The 20,912-nt window shown below is 32.1% G+C and carries 21 protein-coding genes and 1 tRNA gene; 20 read left to right on the top strand and 2 right to left on the bottom strand.

The window, feature by feature from the left end:
• Positions 1-190 precede the first annotated feature (190 nt).
• The 13 genes from zapA to KA893_RS09440 all read left to right on the top strand — a co-directional run bounded on the left by zapA (position 191) and on the right by KA893_RS09440 (position 13,595).
• Entirely contained in the window at positions 191-460 is a 270-nt protein-coding gene (zapA, locus tag KA893_RS09380) for a cell division protein ZapA (RefSeq protein WP_002483638.1), read from the top strand.
• On the top strand, positions 457-978 hold the full coding sequence (locus KA893_RS09385; protein WP_041080344.1) for a CvpA family protein: 522 nt from the start codon (positions 457-459) through the stop codon (positions 976-978). The genes zapA and KA893_RS09385 overlap by 4 nt, the downstream gene beginning before the upstream one ends.
• A 111-nt stretch (positions 979-1,089) precedes the next feature.
• Positions 1,090-2,802 (top strand): DNA polymerase/3'-5' exonuclease PolX, encoded by a 1,713-nt coding sequence (gene polX, locus KA893_RS09390; RefSeq protein ID WP_194440765.1) that lies wholly within the window; start codon positions 1,090-1,092, stop codon positions 2,800-2,802.
• A gap of 9 nt (positions 2,803-2,811) precedes the next feature.
• Positions 2,812-5,160, top strand: coding sequence for an endonuclease MutS2 (locus tag KA893_RS09395; protein ID WP_041080347.1), 2,349 nt, complete (start codon positions 2,812-2,814; stop codon positions 5,158-5,160).
• Between the two features lie 81 nt (positions 5,161-5,241).
• A complete protein-coding gene (trxA, locus tag KA893_RS09400) occupies positions 5,242-5,556 on the top strand; it encodes a thioredoxin (RefSeq protein ID WP_002483634.1) in 315 nt (104 codons plus the stop codon).
• 205 nt (positions 5,557-5,761) lie between these two features.
• Positions 5,762-7,549, top strand: coding sequence for an excinuclease ABC subunit UvrC (gene uvrC / locus KA893_RS09405; RefSeq protein ID WP_041080349.1), 1,788 nt, complete (start codon positions 5,762-5,764; stop codon positions 7,547-7,549).
• A 328-nt stretch (positions 7,550-7,877) separates the two neighbouring features.
• The gene (locus KA893_RS09410; RefSeq protein WP_011303381.1) at positions 7,878-8,489 is read left to right on the top strand and encodes a succinate dehydrogenase cytochrome b558 subunit; all 612 of its coding nucleotides are present in this window, start codon (positions 7,878-7,880) and stop codon (positions 8,487-8,489) included.
• Between the two features lie 44 nt (positions 8,490-8,533).
• Entirely contained in the window at positions 8,534-10,297 is a 1,764-nt protein-coding gene (gene sdhA / locus KA893_RS09415; RefSeq protein ID WP_002483631.1) for a succinate dehydrogenase flavoprotein subunit, read from the top strand.
• A gap of 2 nt (positions 10,298-10,299) precedes the next feature.
• Positions 10,300-11,121, top strand: a complete 822-nt coding sequence (gene sdhB / locus KA893_RS09420) for a succinate dehydrogenase iron-sulfur subunit (RefSeq protein ID WP_002483630.1) — start codon at positions 10,300-10,302, stop codon at positions 11,119-11,121.
• A gap of 209 nt (positions 11,122-11,330) precedes the next feature.
• Entirely contained in the window at positions 11,331-12,140 is an 810-nt protein-coding gene (gene racE / locus KA893_RS09425) for a glutamate racemase (protein WP_041080350.1), read from the top strand.
• Between the two features lie 2 nt (positions 12,141-12,142).
• On the top strand, positions 12,143-12,727 hold the full coding sequence (locus tag KA893_RS09430; RefSeq protein ID WP_002483628.1) for an XTP/dITP diphosphatase: 585 nt from the start codon (positions 12,143-12,145) through the stop codon (positions 12,725-12,727).
• Positions 12,724-13,233, top strand: a complete 510-nt coding sequence (locus tag KA893_RS09435) for a YfcE family phosphodiesterase (RefSeq protein ID WP_002483627.1) — start codon at positions 12,724-12,726, stop codon at positions 13,231-13,233. The genes KA893_RS09430 and KA893_RS09435 overlap by 4 nt, the downstream gene beginning before the upstream one ends.
• A 288-nt stretch (positions 13,234-13,521) precedes the next feature.
• Positions 13,522-13,595, top strand: a tRNA-Arg gene (locus tag KA893_RS09440).
• A gap of 52 nt (positions 13,596-13,647) precedes the next feature.
• Here the strand turns inward: KA893_RS09440 and KA893_RS09445 are convergent.
• A complete protein-coding gene (locus KA893_RS09445; RefSeq protein WP_069821913.1) occupies positions 13,648-14,694 on the bottom strand; it encodes a tyrosine-type recombinase/integrase in 1,047 nt (348 codons plus the stop codon).
• 193 nt (positions 14,695-14,887) lie between these two features.
• Between KA893_RS09445 and KA893_RS09450 the strand changes: the two genes are divergently transcribed.
• Positions 14,888-15,052 carry a YolD-like family protein gene (locus KA893_RS09450; protein ID WP_081324771.1) on the top strand — a complete coding sequence of 55 codons (165 nt, stop codon included), beginning with the start codon at positions 14,888-14,890 and terminating at the stop codon, positions 15,050-15,052.
• Between the two features lie 27 nt (positions 15,053-15,079).
• Here KA893_RS09450 and KA893_RS09455 read toward each other — a convergent pair whose 3' ends face one another.
• Complete coding sequence (locus KA893_RS09455; protein WP_081324772.1) at positions 15,080-15,568, bottom strand: P-loop nucleotide/nucleoside kinase family protein; 489 nt, start codon at positions 15,566-15,568, stop codon at positions 15,080-15,082.
• A 475-nt stretch (positions 15,569-16,043) separates the two neighbouring features.
• Between KA893_RS09455 and KA893_RS09460 the strand changes: the two genes are divergently transcribed.
• From KA893_RS09460 to KA893_RS09485, 6 genes are all read left to right on the top strand, one after another.
• A complete protein-coding gene (locus tag KA893_RS09460; protein ID WP_011303344.1) occupies positions 16,044-16,151 on the top strand; it encodes a putative holin-like toxin in 108 nt (35 codons plus the stop codon).
• An 85-nt stretch (positions 16,152-16,236) separates the two neighbouring features.
• Positions 16,237-16,920, top strand: coding sequence for a helix-turn-helix domain-containing protein (locus KA893_RS09465; RefSeq protein WP_002483560.1), 684 nt, complete (start codon positions 16,237-16,239; stop codon positions 16,918-16,920).
• Positions 16,881-17,327, top strand: coding sequence for an IS3 family transposase (locus tag KA893_RS09470; RefSeq protein ID WP_194375930.1), 447 nt, complete (start codon positions 16,881-16,883; stop codon positions 17,325-17,327). The genes KA893_RS09465 and KA893_RS09470 overlap by 40 nt, the downstream gene beginning before the upstream one ends.
• Before the next feature lie 9 nt (positions 17,328-17,336).
• Positions 17,337-17,789, top strand: coding sequence for a DDE-type integrase/transposase/recombinase (locus tag KA893_RS14180; RefSeq protein ID WP_256121641.1), 453 nt, complete (start codon positions 17,337-17,339; stop codon positions 17,787-17,789).
• A 140-nt stretch (positions 17,790-17,929) separates the two neighbouring features.
• Positions 17,930-18,244 (top strand): ArsR/SmtB family transcription factor, encoded by a 315-nt coding sequence (locus KA893_RS09480; protein ID WP_041080402.1) that lies wholly within the window; start codon positions 17,930-17,932, stop codon positions 18,242-18,244.
• An 18-nt stretch (positions 18,245-18,262) separates the two neighbouring features.
• Entirely contained in the window at positions 18,263-20,794 is a 2,532-nt protein-coding gene (locus tag KA893_RS09485; protein WP_210125758.1) for a heavy metal translocating P-type ATPase, read from the top strand.
• The last annotated feature ends 118 nt before the right edge of the window (positions 20,795-20,912 follow it).

Consider the following 20,912-nt stretch of genomic DNA (forward strand, 5'->3'; position numbering starts at 1 on the left):
CAGGAGTCTGGACTTGACTAAAATAGCATTAATAACAAATATTTCTTATATAACAATTCTCACCTCTTACAAAATAATATTATGTCGTGTATAATGGTTCGTGAATATTCTAAAATACTAAATTACATACTTAATTGAAACAAATAGGAAAATAAGTTCGGAAATATATTAAAAAGTCAGGAGTTATGATATGGGCGAGTTTAAAAATCGGATTAACGTAACTATAAATGATCAACATTATACTATTGTCGGTGAGGACAATCCCGAGCATATCCGTTACGTTGCGCATTTAGTAGACGAAAGACTCAAAATGTTAGCTAGTAAAAGTGCTGGATTAGATACGACGAGAAAGGCGATACTTACAGCTGTCAATATTATGCATGAAAAAGTTCAATTAGAAGAAGAAAACCTTCGTCTGCAACAAGAAATAAAACAGTTGAAAAATAGTGAAGACAAATGATTTTAGATTTGATTGTTCTAATTATTTTTCTTTATATTGGAATGATTGGTTTTAGAAGAGGTGCTTGGTTAAGTGCTTTGCATTTAACTTCTACTTTGTTTTCATTATGGATTGCACAAAGATTTTATCATCAAATTGCTCAGCGATTAGAATTATTTATACCATTTCCCAAGACACGTGCATTTGATTTGAATTATGCCATTCAATTTGATAATATACACCAACGATTTGATCATATCATCGCATTTTTAATTATTGCGATCCTTACTAAAATCATATGTTATGGTATTATAGTGATTTTCGATAATGTGTTAAAATTTAAGCGTCCTAATGTCATAAGTCGAGTGATTGGTGTGATAATGAGTCTGATTTCTTCAATCATTATCAGTGCTACATTGCTTTACACTATTTCGTTGTATCCATTAAAAATAGTGCAACAACAGCTTATAAGTGGGAAAATCTCAGAATTTTTAATTTTACATATCCCCTATATATCCAACTATGTTGTGAATATATAGCGTGTTATAGATTAGAATGGTCTTATAAAATATAGGAGGTCAGGACACAATTAATTTACTGAATGCGTGCTACAGTAATCTGTCTTGACCTTTTTTTATGGAGTGAAAATAATGACAAAAAAAGATATTATTCAATTACTAGAAAAAATAGCGACTTATATGGAATTAAAAGGTGAAAATACGTTTAAAGTATCTGCATATAGAAAAGCTGCACAAAGTCTTGAAATGGACGAACGTACGTTAGATGAAATTGAAGATGTGACTGAATTAAAAGGGATTGGTAAAGGTGTAGGAGAAGTGATTGATGAATATCGTCAGTCAGGCCAATCAAGTGCATTAGAAGCATTGCAAAAAGAAGTTCCTGAGGGACTTATTCCTTTATTAAAAATACAAGGTCTTGGAAGTAAAAAAATTGCAAAGCTATATAAAGAATTAAATATTGATAGTAAAGAAGCACTGCAAGTTGCTTGTGAACAAGGAAAAGTTAGTGAGTTAAGTGGCTTTGCTAAAAAGACAGAACAGAATATCCTTGAAGCTGTAAAAGCTTTAGGCGCTAAGAAAGAAAAATATCCAATCGATCAAATACGTGGTTTAAATAGTGAAATTAATGACTATTTAGCTACAGTCAAGGATATAGACAAATACGAAGTCGCTGGTAGTTATAGAAGATATAAAGAAATGAGTAAAGATTTAGATTATATTATTAGCACATATCATCCTACTTCAGTTCAACAGTCATTATTAAAAATGTCTAACATTGTTAAGCAAGTAGCAGTAGGTCAGACTAAGGTATCACTTGAATTAGCTTATGATGATGAAACGATAGGTGTTGATTTTAGGTTAATTGAACCTGCAGCTTTCTATCATACTTTACAACATTTTACAGGTTCAAAAGATCATAATATTAGAATACGACAATTGGCTAAAGAACAAGACGAAAAGGTAAGCGAATATGGTATTGAACAAAATAATGGGGAAATCATTCAATATCAAAGCGAAAAAGAAATATATGAACATTTTGGAGTGAATTGGATAGAACCTGCATTGAGAGAGGACGGAAGTGAATTTGATAAAAACTTAGATAATATTATCAAATTAACAGATATTCATGGTGATATCCATATGCATACGACATATAGCGATGGTGCATTTAGTATTGAAGATATGGTAAAAGCGAACATTGAGAAAGGTTATGAATTTATGGTGATTACTGACCATTCTCAAAGTTTGAAAGTTGCGAACGGCTTATCAGTTGAACGTTTATTGCGTCAAAATGAAGAAATTAAAGCGCTAAATGAAAAATATAAGGAAATTGATATATACTCAGGTATAGAAATGGATATCTTACCTGATGGTCAATTAGACTATGATGATGAGATATTAGCGAAGTTAGATTATCCCATTGCTGCGATACACCAAAGTTTTAATCAGTCGCAAGAAGAAATCATGCGCAGATTGGAAAATGCTTGCCGTAATCCTTATGTACGCCATATTGCACATCCAACAGGTCGCATTATAGGTAAACGTCCTGGCTATGAACCAGACATAGATAAATTATGTCAACTTGCAGAAGAAACTAATACCATTTTAGAAATTAATGCAAATCCAAAACGTTTAGATTTAAATGCAGATACAGTTAAAAAACATCCAAATATACAGCTAACAATCAATACTGACGCACATCATGTCGAACATTTAGAATTTATGAAATATGGTGTTGCAACTGCACAAAAAGGATTTGTTACAAAAGATAGAGTGATTAATACAATGTCTCGAGAAGAATTTAAATCATTCGTTGAGAATAATATTAAACTGAAGAAATAGAGGGATTAGATGAGACAGAAATCTTTAAATGTCTTAGAATTCGATAAAATAAAAGCATTGATAGAAAATGAAACAATCAGTGATTTAGGTAAAGAAAAAGTTGTAGATATGGCACCAGCAACTGATTTTAACACGGTTGAATTTCAAATGAACGAAACAGATGAGATTTCACAAATTTATAACAAACATCGTATGCCTAGTTTAAGTGGATTAGCTAAAATATCCACGTATATTCATAGAGCGAAAATCGGTGGTGTACTCAGTGTTAGCGAATTAAATGTCATTAAACGCCTAATACAAATCCAAAATCAATATAAAACATTTTATAATAATTTATTAAATGAAGAAGAAACAATTAATTACCCTATTCTTAACGATAGAATGGAACAACTGCCTGTATTGTCAGATTTATATCAAAGTATTCATCAAAAATGTGATACTTATGATTTATATGATAATGCAAGTTATGAATTACAAGGAATTAGAAGTAAAATTTCTAGTACGAATCAAAGAATTAAACAAAATTTAGACAAGATTGTTAAGAGTCAAGCTAACCAGAAGAAACTATCTGACGCGATTGTCACTGTACGTAATGAGCGAAATGTAATTCCAGTGAAAGCAGAGTATCGCCAAGATTTTAATGGTATTGTTCATGATCAGTCTGCTTCTGGACAAACCTTATATATTGAGCCCTCATCCATTGTAGAGATGAGTAACCAAATAAGCCGTTTAAAAAATGATGAAGCGATTGAAAGAGAACGCATCTTATCCGCATTGACAGTAGAAGTAGCTGAAGAAGCAGATGCATGTTTAATTTCAGAGTCAATCATGGGCCAAATTGATTTCTTAACAGCCAAAGCACGCTATGCAAGTTCAATTAAAGGAACCAAACCACAATTTACAAAAGATAGAACAGTTTATTTACCAAAAGCTTTTCATCCATTACTTGATAAGCAAACAGTTGTTGCGAATACAATTGAATTTGCACAAGATATTGAAACAGTTATTATTACAGGTCCAAACACCGGTGGTAAAACAGTTACATTGAAAACATTAGGCTTAATCATTGTTATGGCACAATCAGGTATACTTATTCCGACATTAGATGGTAGCCAATTAAGTATTTTTGAAAATGTTTACTGTGATATTGGTGATGAACAATCTATTGAGCAATCACTTTCTACTTTCTCTTCACATATGAAGAATATTGTTGAAATTTTACAAGATACAACTAAAAACAGTTTGATATTATTTGACGAGTTAGGTGCTGGAACTGACCCGAGTGAAGGTGCTGCACTAGCAATGAGTATTTTAGATCATGTTCATGAAATAGGCTCATTAGTTATGGCAACAACGCATTACCCAGAGTTAAAAGCATATAGCTATAACCGAGAAGGTGTAATGAATGCCAGTGTCGAATTTGACGTCAATACATTAAGTCCAACCTACAAATTATTAATGGGTGTACCAGGACGTTCAAATGCATTTGATATTTCTAAAAAACTTGGGTTAAATATGAAAATCATTCAAAAAGCAAAATCAATGATTGGCCAAGATGAGCAAGAAATTAATGAAATGATTGCTTCATTAGAATCTAATTCAAAACGCGTAGATGAACAACGTATCGAGTTAGATTATTTATTAAGAGAAGCACAAGATACACATGATGCTTTAGCAAAACAATATGAACAATATCAAAATCATGAAAAACAATTGATGAACGAAGCAAAAGAAAAAGCGAACCAACGTGTGAAATCAGCTACAAAAGAAGCTGACGATATATTAAAAGAACTGCGTGAATTGAGAGACCAAAAAGGTGCCGATGTAAAAGAACACGAGCTCATTGATAAGAAGAAACAACTTGATGATCAATACGAAGCCAAATCCCTAAAACAAAATGTTCAAAAGAAAAAATGGGATGAAATCAATGCAGGTGATGAAGTTAAAGTGCTAACTTATGGCCAAAAAGGCGAAGTTTTAGAATTGATTGATCATAATGAAGCGGTTGTTCAAATGGGTATTATTAAGATGAAATTACCATTAGAAGACTTAGAAAAAACGAAGAAAACGAAATCGGAACCAACGAAAATGATTAAACGAGAAAATCGTCAAAGCATTAAAATGGAACTCGATTTACGTGGCTATCGTTATGATGAAGCAATGGTTGCTGTAGATCAATATTTAGATCAAGCTGTATTGAGCAATTATGAGCAAGTTTACATTATTCATGGTAAAGGTACAGGTGCATTACAAAAAGGTGTGCAAAATCATTTAAAACGACATAAAAATGTGGCATCATATAGAAACGGTATGCCGAGTGAAGGTGGATTTGGCGTTACCGTTGTAGAAATAAAATAATTGTGAGCAAGAGGTATGCAGATTTGTATAAAGTCTGTTATAATTTCTTCATCATTTGAAATTTAAGGAGGATTGGCAGTTATGGCAATCGTAAAAGTAACAGATTCAAACTTTGATGAAAATATTCAATCAGGGGTCAATTTAGTAGATTTTTGGGCAACTTGGTGTGGTCCATGTAAGATGATTGCTCCAGTATTAGAAGAATTAGCTGGTGACTATGATGGCAAAGCTAACATTTTAAAACTAGATGTAGATGAAAATCCATCAACAGCTGCTAAATTTGAAGTTATGAGTATTCCAACTTTAATCGTTTTTAAAGATGGCGAACCAGTTGACAAAGTTGTTGGTTTCCAACCAAAAGAAAACTTAGCTGAAGTAATCGAAAAACACTTATAATAAATTGAGCAACTTTCTGGGACATTAATCTTGATTAATGTCCCAGTTTTCAATTTATAAGCATATCAATCAATTGAGAAACATTGCGAAGCTATTTTATAATATAAATAAATGTAAATTAAAACTACGTTGATATCATATAAAACCAAGCTATTTATTGAAAAATCGAACTATAAAATTTTGTGTGAAAGGAGGAGGACAATTTATGGAAACATACCAAGAAAAAATTAAGCAGAAACTGACAGTAGTACCAACAGAGCCCGGTTGTTACCTAATGAAAGATCGAAATGATCAAATTATATATGTAGGTAAAGCAAAGAAACTTAGAAATAGATTAAGATCTTATTTTACTGGTGCGCATGATGCGAAAACCACAAGACTTGTCGGTGAAATTCGAAACTTTGAATTTATCGTAACATCCAGTGAAACTGAATCGCTACTATTAGAATTAAATCTTATAAAACAATATCAACCGCGTTATAACATCTTATTGAAAGATGATAAAAGTTACCCTTTTATAAAAATAACGAAAGAAAAATATCCAAGGCTCGTTGTAACGCGAACAGTGAAAAAGGGAAGTGGAAAATACTTTGGACCATATCCCAATGCATATTCAGCACAAGAAACAAAAAAATTACTAGATCGTATCTATCCGTTTAGAAAATGTGATAAAATGCCTGACAAATTATGCCTTTATTATCATATTGGCCAATGTTTAGGGCCTTGTGTGTATCCAGTAGATTTAGAAAAGTATGCTGAAATGACAAAAGAAATAACGGATTTTTTAAATGGAGAAGACAAAACAATTTTGCATAATTTAGAGCAAAAAATGCAAGAGTCAAGTGAATCACTAGATTTTGAACGTGCCAAAGAATATAGAGACTTAATACAACATATCCATAACCTTAATAAAAAACAAAAAATCACATCTTCTGATAATACGATTAGAGATGTGTTTGGTTACAGTATTTCTAAAGGATGGATGTGTATTCAAGTATTCTTTATTAGACAAGGTAATATGATTAAACGAGACGCAACGATGATACCACTCCAACAAACAGAAGAAGAAGAGTTCTATACATTTATTGGACAATTTTATGATTTAAATCAACATATTTTGCCTAAAGAGGTACATGTACCGAAACATTTAAATAAAGAGTTGATACAATCCGTTGTGGACACAAAAATTGTACAACCACTTAAAGGCAAAAAGAAAGATATGGTTGATTTAGCAAATCATAATGCAGAAGTTACGTTAGAAAATAAATTTGAACTCATTGCAAAGGATGAATCACGCACTGTTAAAGCGATTGAAGAGTTAGGCGATGTAATGGGTATACAAACGCCTATAAGAATAGAGGCTTTTGATAACTCTAATATCCAAGGTGTAAATCCTGTGTCTGCAATGGTGTCTTTCATTGATGGTAAACCAAACAAAAAAGGTTATAGAAAATATAAAATTAAAACAGTTGATGGACCCGACGATTATAAATCAATGCGTGAAGTGGTACGCAGGCGATATACACGTGTATTAAATGAGGGCAGTCCATTACCAGATTTAATTATTGTAGATGGTGGTAAAGGCCACATGAGTGGTGTTATTGATGTCCTAGAAAATGAATTAGGTTTAGATATTCCCGTTGCCGGATTGCGTAAAAATGATAAGCACCAAACGTCAGAAATTTTATATGGAGAGCAAGCAGAGGTTGTACCTATGAAAAAAAATAGCCAACCATTTTATTTGTTGCAAAGAATTCAAGACGAGGTGCATAGATTTGCAATCACTTTCCATAGACAAACAAGACAAAAGACAGGATTACAATCTGTTCTAGATACAGTTGATGGAATTGGTGCCAAACGTAAGACTAAATTATTACGTACATTTGGGTCAATTAAGAGAATGAAAGAAGCAAGTGTAGAAGATTTAAAAAACTCTGGTCTTCCCCAAAATGTGGCTGAGAATCTTCATCACGCCTTATCCAATAATTCATAGATATAACTTTGTGGCATGAGAATCATTCTCATGCCCAATTTCTATTTAATTAGTGTTACAATAACAAATAACAGGAGTTCTTTTTTTACAATTATATGGAAGCGTTTTCTAATTGAGAATGTTCTCAACAGCCTTTTATTTAAACTGTAAACTACAACGTCTAAAAAATGCAGTGACGTTTAAATAATTATGCAATGTTATTGTGTTGTAAAAAACATACGTCACAAAAAAATCATTGTTCATAAGGTTTATATGAAAATTGCCATTACTTTGTACGGTAAAAAAAGAAATCCAAAAAAATTATCTGTTTCACAGGGGGGACTTCCTTTTGGCATATTCGAAAAATCAATTCTATTTAAGACGCTTACATTCTTTGCTAGGCGTAATACCAATAGGTGGATTCTTATTAGTTCATTTACTTGTTAACCATCAGGCAACACAAGGTGAGGCCGCGTTTAACAAGGCAGCTGGATTTATGGAATCTATACCTTTTTTAATTGCAGTGGAATTTATCGTTATTTATATTCCAATTCTGTATCATGCGGTTTACGGCGTACATATTGCCTTTACGGCAAAGGAGAATGTAGGGCATTATTCTGCATTTAGAAACTGGATGTTTTTACTACAACGTGTGACTGGTGTCATAACATTTATCTTTGTAGCAATTCATCTATGGCAAACACGTATCCAACGTGCGTTAGGACATGAAGTGAACTTTGACATGGTTCATGACATTGTGACGAATCCATTTTGGTTAATTTTTTACATTGTATGTTTATTAGCAGTAACATTCCACTTTGCGAATGGTTTATGGTCATTCTTAGTTACTTGGGGTGTTTTACAATCTAAAAAATCTCAACAAATTTTCACTTGGGTTTCACTTGTTGTATTCCTAGTTGTTTCTTATATCGGAATCAGTGCAATCTTAGCATTTTTATAAAGAATTAAAACTAAGTTTCATATATATTTGAGGGAGTGACATATATGGCAGAGAAGAAAATTATTGTTGTCGGTGGAGGACTTGCCGGTCTGATGTCAACAATTAAAGCAGCAGAACAAGGCGCACACGTTGACTTGTTCTCACTTGTTCCTGTTAAACGATCACACTCTGTTTGTGCACAAGGTGGTATAAACGGAGCGGTAAATACAAAAGGTGAAGGGGACTCACCATCAGTACATTTAGATGACACTGTATATGGTGGAGACTTTTTGGCAAATCAACCGCCAGTTCAAGCAATGACGGAAGCTGCACCAAAGATTATCCATTTACTAGACCGTATGGGTGTAATGTTTAACAGAACTAAAGAAGGTTTATTAGACTTTAGACGTTTTGGTGGAACGATGTACCACAGAACAGCGTATGCTGGTGCGACAACTGGCCAACAATTACTTTATGCTTTGGACGAACAAGTTCGTAGCTTTGAAGTCGATGGTTTAGTTACAAAGTATGAAGGTTGGGAGTTCTTAGGTATCGTTAAAGATGACGATAATATGGCGAGAGGTATTGTTGCTCAAAATATGACAACATCAGAGATTGAATCATTTGGTTCAGATGCAGTCATTATGGCAACAGGTGGTCCTGGTATTATCTTCGGTAAAACGACTAACTCAATGATTAATACAGGTTCAGCAGCTTCTATTGTATATCAACAAGGCGCAATGTATGCAAACGGTGAATTTATTCAAATTCATCCGACCGCAATTCCTGGAGATGACAAACTTAGATTAATGAGTGAGTCAGCACGTGGTGAAGGTGGTCGTATTTGGACATATAAAGATGGTAAGCCATGGTACTTCTTAGAAGAAAAATACCCAGATTACGGTAACTTAGTACCTCGTGATATTGCAACGCGAGAAATCTTTGATGTATGTGTTAACCAAAAATTAGGTATCAATGGTGAAAACATGGTATATCTAGACTTATCACATAAAGATCCACATGAGTTAGATATTAAACTTGGTGGTATTATTGAAATTTATGAAAAATTCACTGGTGATGACCCTCGTAAAGTTCCGATGAAGATCTTCCCAGCAGTTCACTATTCAATGGGTGGTCTATACGTTGACTACGATCAAATGACAAATATTAAAGGTTTATTTGCAGCTGGTGAGTGTGATTATTCACAACATGGTGGTAACCGTCTTGGTGCAAACTCATTATTATCAGCAATATATGGTGGAACAGTTGCAGGACCAAATGCGGTTGAATACATCTCAAATATCGAAGATTCATATACAGATTTAGATCAAAGTTTTTATGAAAAACGTGTACAAGAAGAACAAGAAAAATTTGATCACTTACTGAATATGAAAGGAACTGAAAATGCGTATAAACTTCACAGAGAACTTGGTGAAATTATGACAGCGAATGTCACAGTTGTTCGTGAAAATAAAGCGTTATTAGAAACAGATAGAAAAATTGTAGAATTGATGGAACGCTATCAAAATATAGATATCGAAGATACGCAAACTTGGAGTAACCAAGCGGTATTCTTTACACGTCAATTATGGAATATGTTAGTGCTTGCAAGAGTGATTACAATCGGTGCATACAACAGAAATGAGTCTCGTGGTGCGCATTATAAACCAGAATTCCCAGATAGAAATGATGAAGAATGGTTAAAAACAACACTAGCTACATATCAAGGTAAAACAGAGGCGCCTAAGTTTACTTATGAGCCTGTAGATATTAGCTTGATACCACCACGTAAACGTGACTATTCTAGTGTTTCAAAAGGAGGTAAATAATTATGGCAGATACTCAAGAAGTACATGATGCTCCTGAACAAAACGAACAAAATCAACAACCTAGCCAAAAAACAATTAAATTAATTATTAAACGTCAAGATACGGATCAATCAACACCTTATATGGAAGAATTTGAAATTCCATATAGAGAAAATCTTAACGTGATTGCATGTTTAATGGAAATTAGACGTAACCCAGTTAACAGTAAAGGTGAGAAAACAACACCTGTCATTTGGGATATGAACTGTTTAGAAGAAGTGTGTGGTGCCTGTTCTATGGTTATCAATGGTCAAGCAAGACAGTCTTGTTCTGCGATTGTTGACCAATTGGAACAACCAATTAAATTAGAGCCAATGAGCACGTTCCCAGTCATTCGTGATTTACAAGTTGATCGTACTAGAATGTTTGATAACTTGAAACGTATGAAAGCTTGGGTACCAATTGACGGTACGTATGATTTGGGACCAGGCCCTCGTATGCCAGAGAAAAAACGACAAACAGCATATGAATTATCTAAATGTATGACATGTGGTGTTTGTTTGGAAGTTTGCCCTAACGTTACTAAGAAAAATGACTTTGTTGGTGCGCAAGCAATTTCTCAAGTTAGATTGTTTAACTTGCATCCAACAGGATCAATGACTAAAGATGAACGACTTGAAGCACTAATGGGTGGTGGCGGTTTACAAGCATGTGGTAATTCACAAAACTGTGTAAATGCTTGTCCTAAAGGTATTCCTTTAACAACTTCTATCGCTGCTTTAAATAGAGAAACATCATTCCATATGTTCAAATCATTCTTTGGTTCAGATCACCAAGTACAATAAAAGCTCAAATTAAATAAATAGGACTTAGCATTTGTTTAGTACAAATGCTAGGTCTTTTTTTATAAAATAAAGTACGATAGGTTATATATTTTGTTTAGTAAAGGATACATACTAAAAATTATTAATAAATGACAGTGTTGTTAAATGATAATAAAAACAGGTCTATGCTACAATAAAGTAGAAGATGATAAGTAAGGATGTAATTGAATATGGAAAAACCAATTGGTGTAATTGATTCAGGTGTTGGCGGTCTGACAGTCGCAAAGGAAATTATGCGTCAACTACCAAATGAAACAATATATTATTTAGGCGACATTGAACGTTGTCCATACGGATCTAGAGAAGGATCTGAAGTAAGACAATTTACTACTGAATTAGCGCAAAAGCTAATGACCTTTGACATAAAAATGCTAGTCATTGCTTGCAATACTGCAACAGCCGTTGCACTCAACCATTTACAAAATATTTTACCGATTCCAGTGATAGGTGTCATTGAACCGGGCGCACGTACAGCGATTATGACAACAAAAAATAATGATGTTTTAATTTTAGGAACAGAAGGTACAATTAAATCAGAAGCATATAGACATCATATTAAGGCAATTAACCCGAACGTTGAAGTGACAGGTATAGCATGTCCAAGTTTCGCACCTATGGTAGAACAAATGCGTTATAAAGACCCAACCATTACTAGTATTATTATTCATCAAAATTTAAAACACTGGCGAAATAGCAATGCAGATACAGTTATTCTGGGTTGCACACACTATCCATTGCTTTACCAACCTATTAATGATTATTTTGGTGGAGAGAAGACAGTGATTTCTTCTGGGCTAGAAACTGCTCGTGAAGTCAGTGCTTTACTAACATTTAGTAATGAACATGCTGGTTATCAACGTCAACCTAAACATCGTTTTTTCGTGACTGGTGAAACAGAATATATAGAACGTATCATAACAGAATGGTTAAATATAAGTGCTACCGTTGAAAAAATAGACTTAAAAGAACAGGAGACATAACAATGGAAGATATTGTAATTGCATCGACGAACAAAGGTAAAATTAACGATTTTAAAGTTATATTTCCAGATTTTAATGTTATAGGTATAGCTGAAATTATAGAAGATTTCGATGTTGAAGAAACGGGAGATACATTTGAAGCAAATGCTAAATTGAAATCAGAAGCTGCTGCAAAAGTATTGAATAAACGCGTGATTGCTGACGATAGTGGACTTGAAGTATTTGCTTTAGGTGGAGAACCAGGCGTTTATTCTGCGCGTTATGCTGGTACCGATAAAGACGACGATGCCAATATCGATAAATTATTAACCCAGCTTGGTGGTGAAACAGACAGAAGCGCACAGTTTGTATGTGTGATTAGTATGAGTACGCCAGGTGAGGAAACTGTACAATTTAAAGGTAACGTACAAGGTGAGATTACATTGAGTAAAATAGGTGAACATGGCTTTGGCTATGACCCGATTTTTTACTTAGATGATAAAAACAAAACGATGGCACAGCTTTCTGCAGAAGAAAAAAGTGAAGTCAGTCATAGAGGTAAAGCAATAGAAAAATTACGACAATATTTAGAAGGTGATGAATCATGACAAAATGGATTATAGTTAGTGATAATCACACAGAGCAAGGTGTGCTGTTTGATGTTATAAATCATCACAGTCATATTGATGTTGCAATTCATTTAGGCGATTCAGAATTTGCATATGATGATAGTGAACTAAGTCATTTTTATAGAGTTAAAGGAAATACAGATTTTTATCCTGAATTTCCTAATGAAGAGACTATAGAAATAGATGGTATTAAAGCTTTTTATACGCATGGCCATCTTTATAATGTGAATCGTTCACGCATGCAACTTGCTGAACAGGCTAAATCATTAGGTTGTCAATTTGCTTTTTACGGTCATACACACGTGGCTAAACATGAAAATATCGCTGGCGTACACGTAATTAATCCAGGAAGTATATCACAATCGAGAAGCAATATTGAAGAAACGTATGCAGAATTAGTTATTGATGAACAAAGTAAGGAAGTAGTACTGAATTTTTACAATCGTGATCATAAGGTCATTGATAGTGAAACTTTTGAAATCTAATCGTTAAATACATACGATGGTTATGTTAATACGAAAATTTGCTTTCAATATGCAGAAGTAAGAAATCAAATATACACGTATTTGATTTCTTATAGTGCTGCTTTATGATAATCATTGATCAGTAAAAGCAAATGAGATAACTTAGTTTTTAATTAGAATTTTAAAATATATTTAGAAAAGATGATAAAAAGTCCATTAAAGTGAAAAATCATATTTATTTTTAGCGCTTGGAGTATTGCTTTATAGCACTAAGTTAGATATAATTATTTTTGTGTTCAAAAACAATATGTCCTGGTAGCTCAGCTGGATAGAGCAATGGCCTTCTAAGCCATCGGTCGGGGGTTCGAATCCCTCCCAGGACACTATAACCCGTTGTTGTGACAACGTTTCAAGAGAGTGAGTGTCAAATATGTGTCAAGAGAATAATTCTCTGACACGTTGACCTTGCTCTTTTTTATGTTCATCAAGTAAATGTGTATAAACATCAAGTGTAATGGCTATGCTTGCATGTCCTAATCTTTTACTAATATATTCAATCGATATTCCTTTACTAATAAGGTAACTAGCATGCGTATGTCTTAATGAATAAGGTGTGATTTCATCTTTGATATTAAATTCGTTTTTTGCTTTTTTAAACACTTTAGATATAGCAGTTTGAGATAATCCAAATAAATCACCATTAATCTTTTGTGGTTGTTTTGAAATTGCTTTTTTAATGTAGCTTAAATCAGTGTCAGATATTTCTATTTCTCTATCTGCGTTTTCTGTTTTAGTTCCAGGCAAATGAATTAAACCAGGTTTATAATATAAGTCCTTATAAGTCATTCTATTTACTTCTGAAAACCTCGCACCAGTTATCAAAAGAATATATAACACAAGTGTACTCTTATCATCTTTCCTTTTGAAATATTTTCTTAACTGCTCATACTCTAATATTGTAAGAAACTTAACACTTTCTTTTTTAGGTAATTTAGTACCTTTGTAATTCATTTTATAAGTTGGGTCCTTCTTTAAATAGCCATCATATATAGCATCTTTAATACAACTAGATATATACAAATGTACTTTTCTAACTGTTTCTGATGTTCTGCCATTTGCATAATTAGAAATAAACTTTTGATATTCATTTCTAGTAATGTTTTTAATTAGAATATCTTCACCAAAATGAGTTAGAAATAAATCAAGTGCATGATCATACCAATATTGTTGTTTCTCACCAAGTTTATTTTTCCCATTCGCTATCAACCAATCTCTATAATAATCTTCAAACCTTTTGTTATCTTCTATATTGTTCCCGTCTTCAATATCTCTAATCAATTGTTGCGCTTCATAAGTAGCTTCTGCTTTAGTCTTAAAACCAGACTTACGCTTTTTACCCGACTTGAAACTTGAATCTTTCACATCGTATTGCCATGAAGTTGACGATTTGTTTTTTCGTTTCGTTACTGTAAATGTTGCCATTTTATTCATTCCTCCTAAAAAAGATAAAAATATATAGGGCAGTAGGGACTGCCCGTTGGTGTATAATTTGTATATAAAGCTATAAAATACTTGAATCATAATACAGTAAACATTTTGGATTGTCATTTTGGATTTCTTTTCCATCAACAAAATAACATCTTAAATATTTAGATATATCGTATTGATATTTAAAATGTACAATGATCCAGCGATAGAAGTTCGCTATTTTGTGAAAGGTTATATACAAACAATAGAGGGTTACATACACAAAGTAGATGTTCATACACAGTTACTCTATTTATATGAAGAAACTAGTTTAAGTAAGATTAATTTAAAGGATATTGTGGATATAAAGTAGCCCACCTAAATGAATAGATGGGGTTAACTATTTGATTTCTATAATATTTAAACCTTCTGAAAATTCAGGGGGTTCGAAGAAACTAGAAACATATTCGAAAGTTTCTTTAGTATCGAATTGTTCTCTTTCTGGTTCTTCACTACGTCTTATATTAATTTGTTTCAAACATTTATCATCACTTATATTGAGAAAAATTAATTGATGATTTGCATTAATTTCTGAAGCTACACTTAATAGCCATTTTCTTTGAGTTTTAGTGTTACCTGGAAAATCTAATACTACATTACTACCGACTTTTAAAATTCGCTGGATGTGCTCTTTCAATAATGGTTTTATTAACTTTGAGTAACTTAAGTAATCATCAAAATCATTTATTTGATTTGGATATAATTTTTCTAACCATTCATCTTCAGACAATAAAACTGCATTTTCAGTTTGTTCTATTTCTTTAGATCTAGTTGATTTTCCGGCTCCCATTTTCCCTGATAAAAAATATAAAGTTCCTAAATTATTCAAATTTATGTACCCCCGAATTTCTTTTTTTGAAAAGCGTGTAAATGAGTTCTTCTTATGTTGATACTAATTATATGAAAAAGTAAATTAACAAACAACCCACCCGCTCATTTATATGAATAGGTGGATGGGGTCACGTGTCAAATACGTGTCAAAATAGTTCGGTTTCTTTCTGTTTGCTCCGAAAGTAAAGGTAGCGAAATGCTTTAGTTATGCGCTTTTCGTCTAACCTCTAAAGTTTAACTTTGGTCTCCCAGGACACTAAAAGAATAAATTACATATTATTCAATTAAGAATCTTGCGCTTGCAAGGTTCTTTTTTTATAGAATTAATGTAAGCGGGATAGTAAGCGAAATGGAAAGATTTGAAGAAAGCAGATTAAGGTGAGTAAGTTGGATAGATGGTGGCTAATCTCAGTATAAAGTGAGGTGGTGCTTATGAAAGTACCGACAAAATCTTTAGAAAGGAGACGCCTTGTTTGGTTTCAATTGTAGAAGTGCCGTACTTAATGTTAGGTTTCGGTACATTCATCGTTACCTTGTTAGGTATAGCAATCACAATTGTTAAATCAAGCCATAAAAAATAACCATCCCAACTTTTTTGATACACTCCCCTAAAAGTAGACACTTTAAATATAAAAAGTGAACTATAATTAGGGGAGTGTATTTTTTATGACTACAAATAAGATGCGTTTAGAAAAGCATATTAAAATAGTTGAAGATATAGTTGATGGAAATATATCAAGATATAGTACAGCAAAAAATAATGGAGTTTCTAGCGCTACATTACAAGAATGGGTAAGAAGATATAAAGCTTATGGTGTAGATGGATTAAAACCTTTTAGTAAAAGAAATAAATACTCTGCAGAGATTAAAGCAATAGCTATAGAAGATGTGTTAGAAAGGAATATTCCACTGTATAAAGTTGTTAACAAGTATAATATTAGCTCTATATCAGTTTTAAAATTGTGGTTAAGAAATTATAAAAAGGGAAAATCTAACAAGCACACAGGGAAAGGGTTTTCCACTATGAATAAATCAAGAAAAACAACTTTATCTGAACGTATTGAAATTACTGAAAATGTCATAGCTAAAAATTATAACTATCAAGAGGCTTCCGTGGAATATGGTGTTTCCTACCATCAAATATACCATTGGGTGAAGAGCTATAAAAAGAATGGTATAGATGGATTAAAAGATAAACGTGGAAAAAATAAAAAACAAGAATTATCTGAAATAGAACTAATAAAATTAGAAAATAAAAAACTAAAAACAAGAATAGAATACTTAGAAATGGATAAAGCAATCGTAAAAAAGTGGCAAGAGTTCAAGTATCGAAACAATCATTTTCATTAGGTCATAAAGAACATTTATATCAAATGATATTTGAGCTCAACAGAGAACAAAATTACAGTATTAAAATGTTATACGAGCGTCTAGAAGTCAGCCGTAGTGGTTATTATAAATGGTGTAATAAAGAAATTTCTAATAATGAAAAACGCTCTAAATTAATTGCAAAAGAAATTAAGCATATATTTAAGAACTCTAAAGAAACATTCGGTGTAGTAAGGATACATTACGCTTTAAAAAGAGAGTGCAATTTAAATGTTAATATAAAATGTATTAGAAGAATTATGCGAATTTTAGGTTTACAAGCACAAATCAGAAAAAAACGTCCTAATTGGACTAGAATCAAACCACATTTCACAGCTGAAAATATATTGAATAGAAATTTTGAAGCCAATAAACCAAATCAAAAATAGTTTATAGATATTAGTTACTTAAATTATGGAAAAGGTCAAAAAGCTTATATTAGCGCTATAATTGATAGGTATGATTTAAGTATAATTGCTTATAAAGTGAGTAAGTGTAATGATTTAAAATTGGTTATGGACATATTGAAATTAGCCTTACAAAATAATGATGCATCTAATACAGTTTTACATAGTGACAGAGGTTTTCAATACACTTCTAAACATTACAAGAACTATTTAGATACACATAACGTAAAAATTAGTATGTCAAAAGCAGGAAGTTGTTTAGATAATCAACCGATAGAAGCTTTTTGGGGTACGTTAAAATCAGAATATTACTATAGAAATCAATTCAGCACATATGAAGATCTTGAAACAGGCATCAGTGAATATATTAATTATTATATGAATAAAAGATATGTTCCAAAATTTGATGGACTAACACCAAATGAATATAGGAACGTATCTTAAGAAAGAATAATTACAGACTAACTAATAAAATTAATTAGGACAAACGAAATTCTAATTAACATTATAAAAAGGATTGAATAACATATTACCAAATGGTAATATGTTATTTATATTAGTTTTAGGTAATATGAGGTGATTAAATGCATGATATTGAGTTAAAAGCACATTTTATACATGGTCTTTCTAATAAAGTACGTTTGATGATATTAGAGCTACTTAAATCGAAAGAAATGACTGTCAATGAGATTGTTAAACATTCTCAAATAAGTCAATCTAGTATTTCTCAACATTTATCTTGTCTCAAAGGGTGTGGTTTGGTTAATTCTAGACAAGAAGGTAAATACGTTTATTACCAAATAAAAAACAATCAAATTTTAGAACTGCTTAAACTTATTGATTCTGTAGTTGAAAATACTGAAGATGATATTCAAAGTTGCCAGTATCATACTATATAACGAAAGAAGATGACTTAAATGAGTACTAATTGCTGTAATAATAAAGCTGAATCTAATACTTGTTGTACAAGTAACTCAGTTAACGAAAATAAGTGTTGTAGTAATGAGCCTAAGGTAGCAAATCAAAATGACGAATGCTGTACAAATAACGGTGAAAGCATCGATTCAACTCATAACATTTCATGTAATGCTATGAGTAATAGTTCTGAAGAAGACGATGAAGTAGCCACCCCATTTTCAAATTATAATTTTAAAGTAACAGGTATGGATTGTAGTTCATGTGCAATAACCATTGAAAAAGCGTTAAGACCTTTAGACGATGTAACTAATCCTAAAGTTAATTTTTCTACAAGTAAATTAAGCGTTGGACTAAAATCTCAAAGTAGTATTAATCAAGTGACTCAAACACTAAAAAAATTGGGTTATGGTATCGAAGAAAATGATAGCAATCAAAACTATACAATATTTTCAATAGAAGGTATGGATTGTGGTAGTTGTGCTAAAAGTATTGAAAAACATTTGAACAATTTACCCTATGTAAATGACACACAAGTTAGTTTTTCAACTGGAAAAATGCAGATTGATTTTGAAGGCAATCAAACTAAAAATATTGAAAAAGAAGTTTCTAAAATCGGTTATTCTGCTACATTACAATCCAGTAATAAAAATAATAATACAAAGTGGCGTTTGTTTAGTAAGCCTATTATATCAACACTATTTCTTATCCTTGGTATTGTTTCATCTATGGTATCACTACCCATTTGGATAACTAATTTGATGTATATAATAGCTATTGTAGTCAGTGGTATAAAACCCTTAAAAAGTGCCTATTATGCTATTAAATCTAAGAGTTTAGATATGAATGTTTTAATGTCTGTAGCTGTTATTGGTGCCATATTAATTGGTGAGTTTTTTGAAGGCGCAATCGTCGTTTTACTATTTACTATTGGCACTTTATTACAAACTATTTCTATAGATAAAACAAGAAATTCTATTCAATCGTTAATGGATATTACACCAGCAGAAGCAAACGTTGTAACAGAGACGGGGATAATTTCAAAAAACTTAAAAGATATTAGTATTGGAGAAATTTTACTTGTAAAACCAGGCGATCGAGTACCACTAGATGGTACGATTATAGAAGGATATTCAAGTTTAAATCAGGCACCTATAACTGGTGAATCTATTCCTGTAGACAAAACGATAAATGAAGAAGCTTATGCAGGTTCTATTAATGAAAACGGGACTTTAAAAATACGTGTTTCAAGATTAGTTAAAGATACCACACTGTCTAAAATCATTCATATGGTTGAAGAAGCACAAGAAAACAAAGCACCTACACAAGCTTTTATCGACCGGTTTTCTGAAATTTATACACCCATTGTATTCATATTAGCATTATTAGTAATGGTAATCCCTCCTATTTTTTCTTTAGGAACATGGGGAGAATGGTTTTATAAAGGACTTGAACTACTTGTCATAGCATGTCCGTGTGCACTAGTTATTTCGACTCCTGTAGCTATTGTTACTGGGATTGGTGGCGCAGCAAAAAAAGGTGTACTTATCAAAGGTGGCAACCATTTGGAAGCTTTAGGTACACTTTCAGCTTTAGCTTTTGATAAAACTGGAACGCTGACTGAAGGACGCCCAAAAGTTTCAGAAATTAAAACAATCGAATCTGACAAAGAAATGTTTTTGAATATTGCGCTAAGTTTAGAATCATACTCAACGCATCCAATTAGCAATGCAATTGTTGATTATGTCTCACAATTTAAATCTATAACATACGATGTTACTGATTTTGAAAATATTGTTGGACGAGGTATTAAAGGTAAAATTGACCATAATATTATTTATGCAGGAAACATAAAGTTAATCGAATCTATAAATGAAAATATTGTAAATTATAAAGAAGAAATATATTCATATGAGCAACAAGGATATACAGTTATTATTATTGCAACAGCAGATAAAATCCATGGCTTTATTACTGTTGAAGACCCATTAAGGTCGGATATTAAGCAAACATTACAACAATTAAATGGAAGTAATATTAAAAATACTATAATGCTTACAGGTGATAATAAAGGAACTGCACATAAAATAGCGCAACTTTCAGGTATCAAAGAGGTTTATGCTGAGTTAATGCCTGAAGATAAATTATCAGCTATCAAAGATTTACAAAGCAAAGGCTATCGTGTAGGAATGATTGGTGATGGTATCAATGATGCCCCTGCTTTAGCACAAAGCGAAGTTGGTATTGCAATGGGCGTTATTGGTTCAGATACTGCAATGGAAACAGCAGATGTTGTATTAATGTCATATAATGTACATCAACTAACAGACACTATCACTATTAGTAACAAAGCTAAGAATATAATTAAACAAAATATATATTTCTCTATTATTATTAAAATGATTGCTTTTATCTTAGTATTCCCTGGGTTACTAACACTTTGGTTAGCCGTATTAAGCGACACTGGCGCAGCGATATTAGTTATACTAAATTCATTGCGCTTATTAAGAACTAAGAAAAACAATTTATTATAAGTTTGTCCAACAGTTTGAATGAAATAATATTAACTAATACAAAAGCTAGAACAGTAAATGCTATTCTAGCTTTTGTATTTACTTCTATATTAAGTGAAATTATTATAAAAATAAAAGA

The sequence above is a fragment of the Staphylococcus sp. GDY8P126P genome (genome assembly GCF_017891965.1).
Classification (GTDB): Bacteria; Bacillota; Bacilli; order Staphylococcales; family Staphylococcaceae; genus Staphylococcus; species Staphylococcus saprophyticus.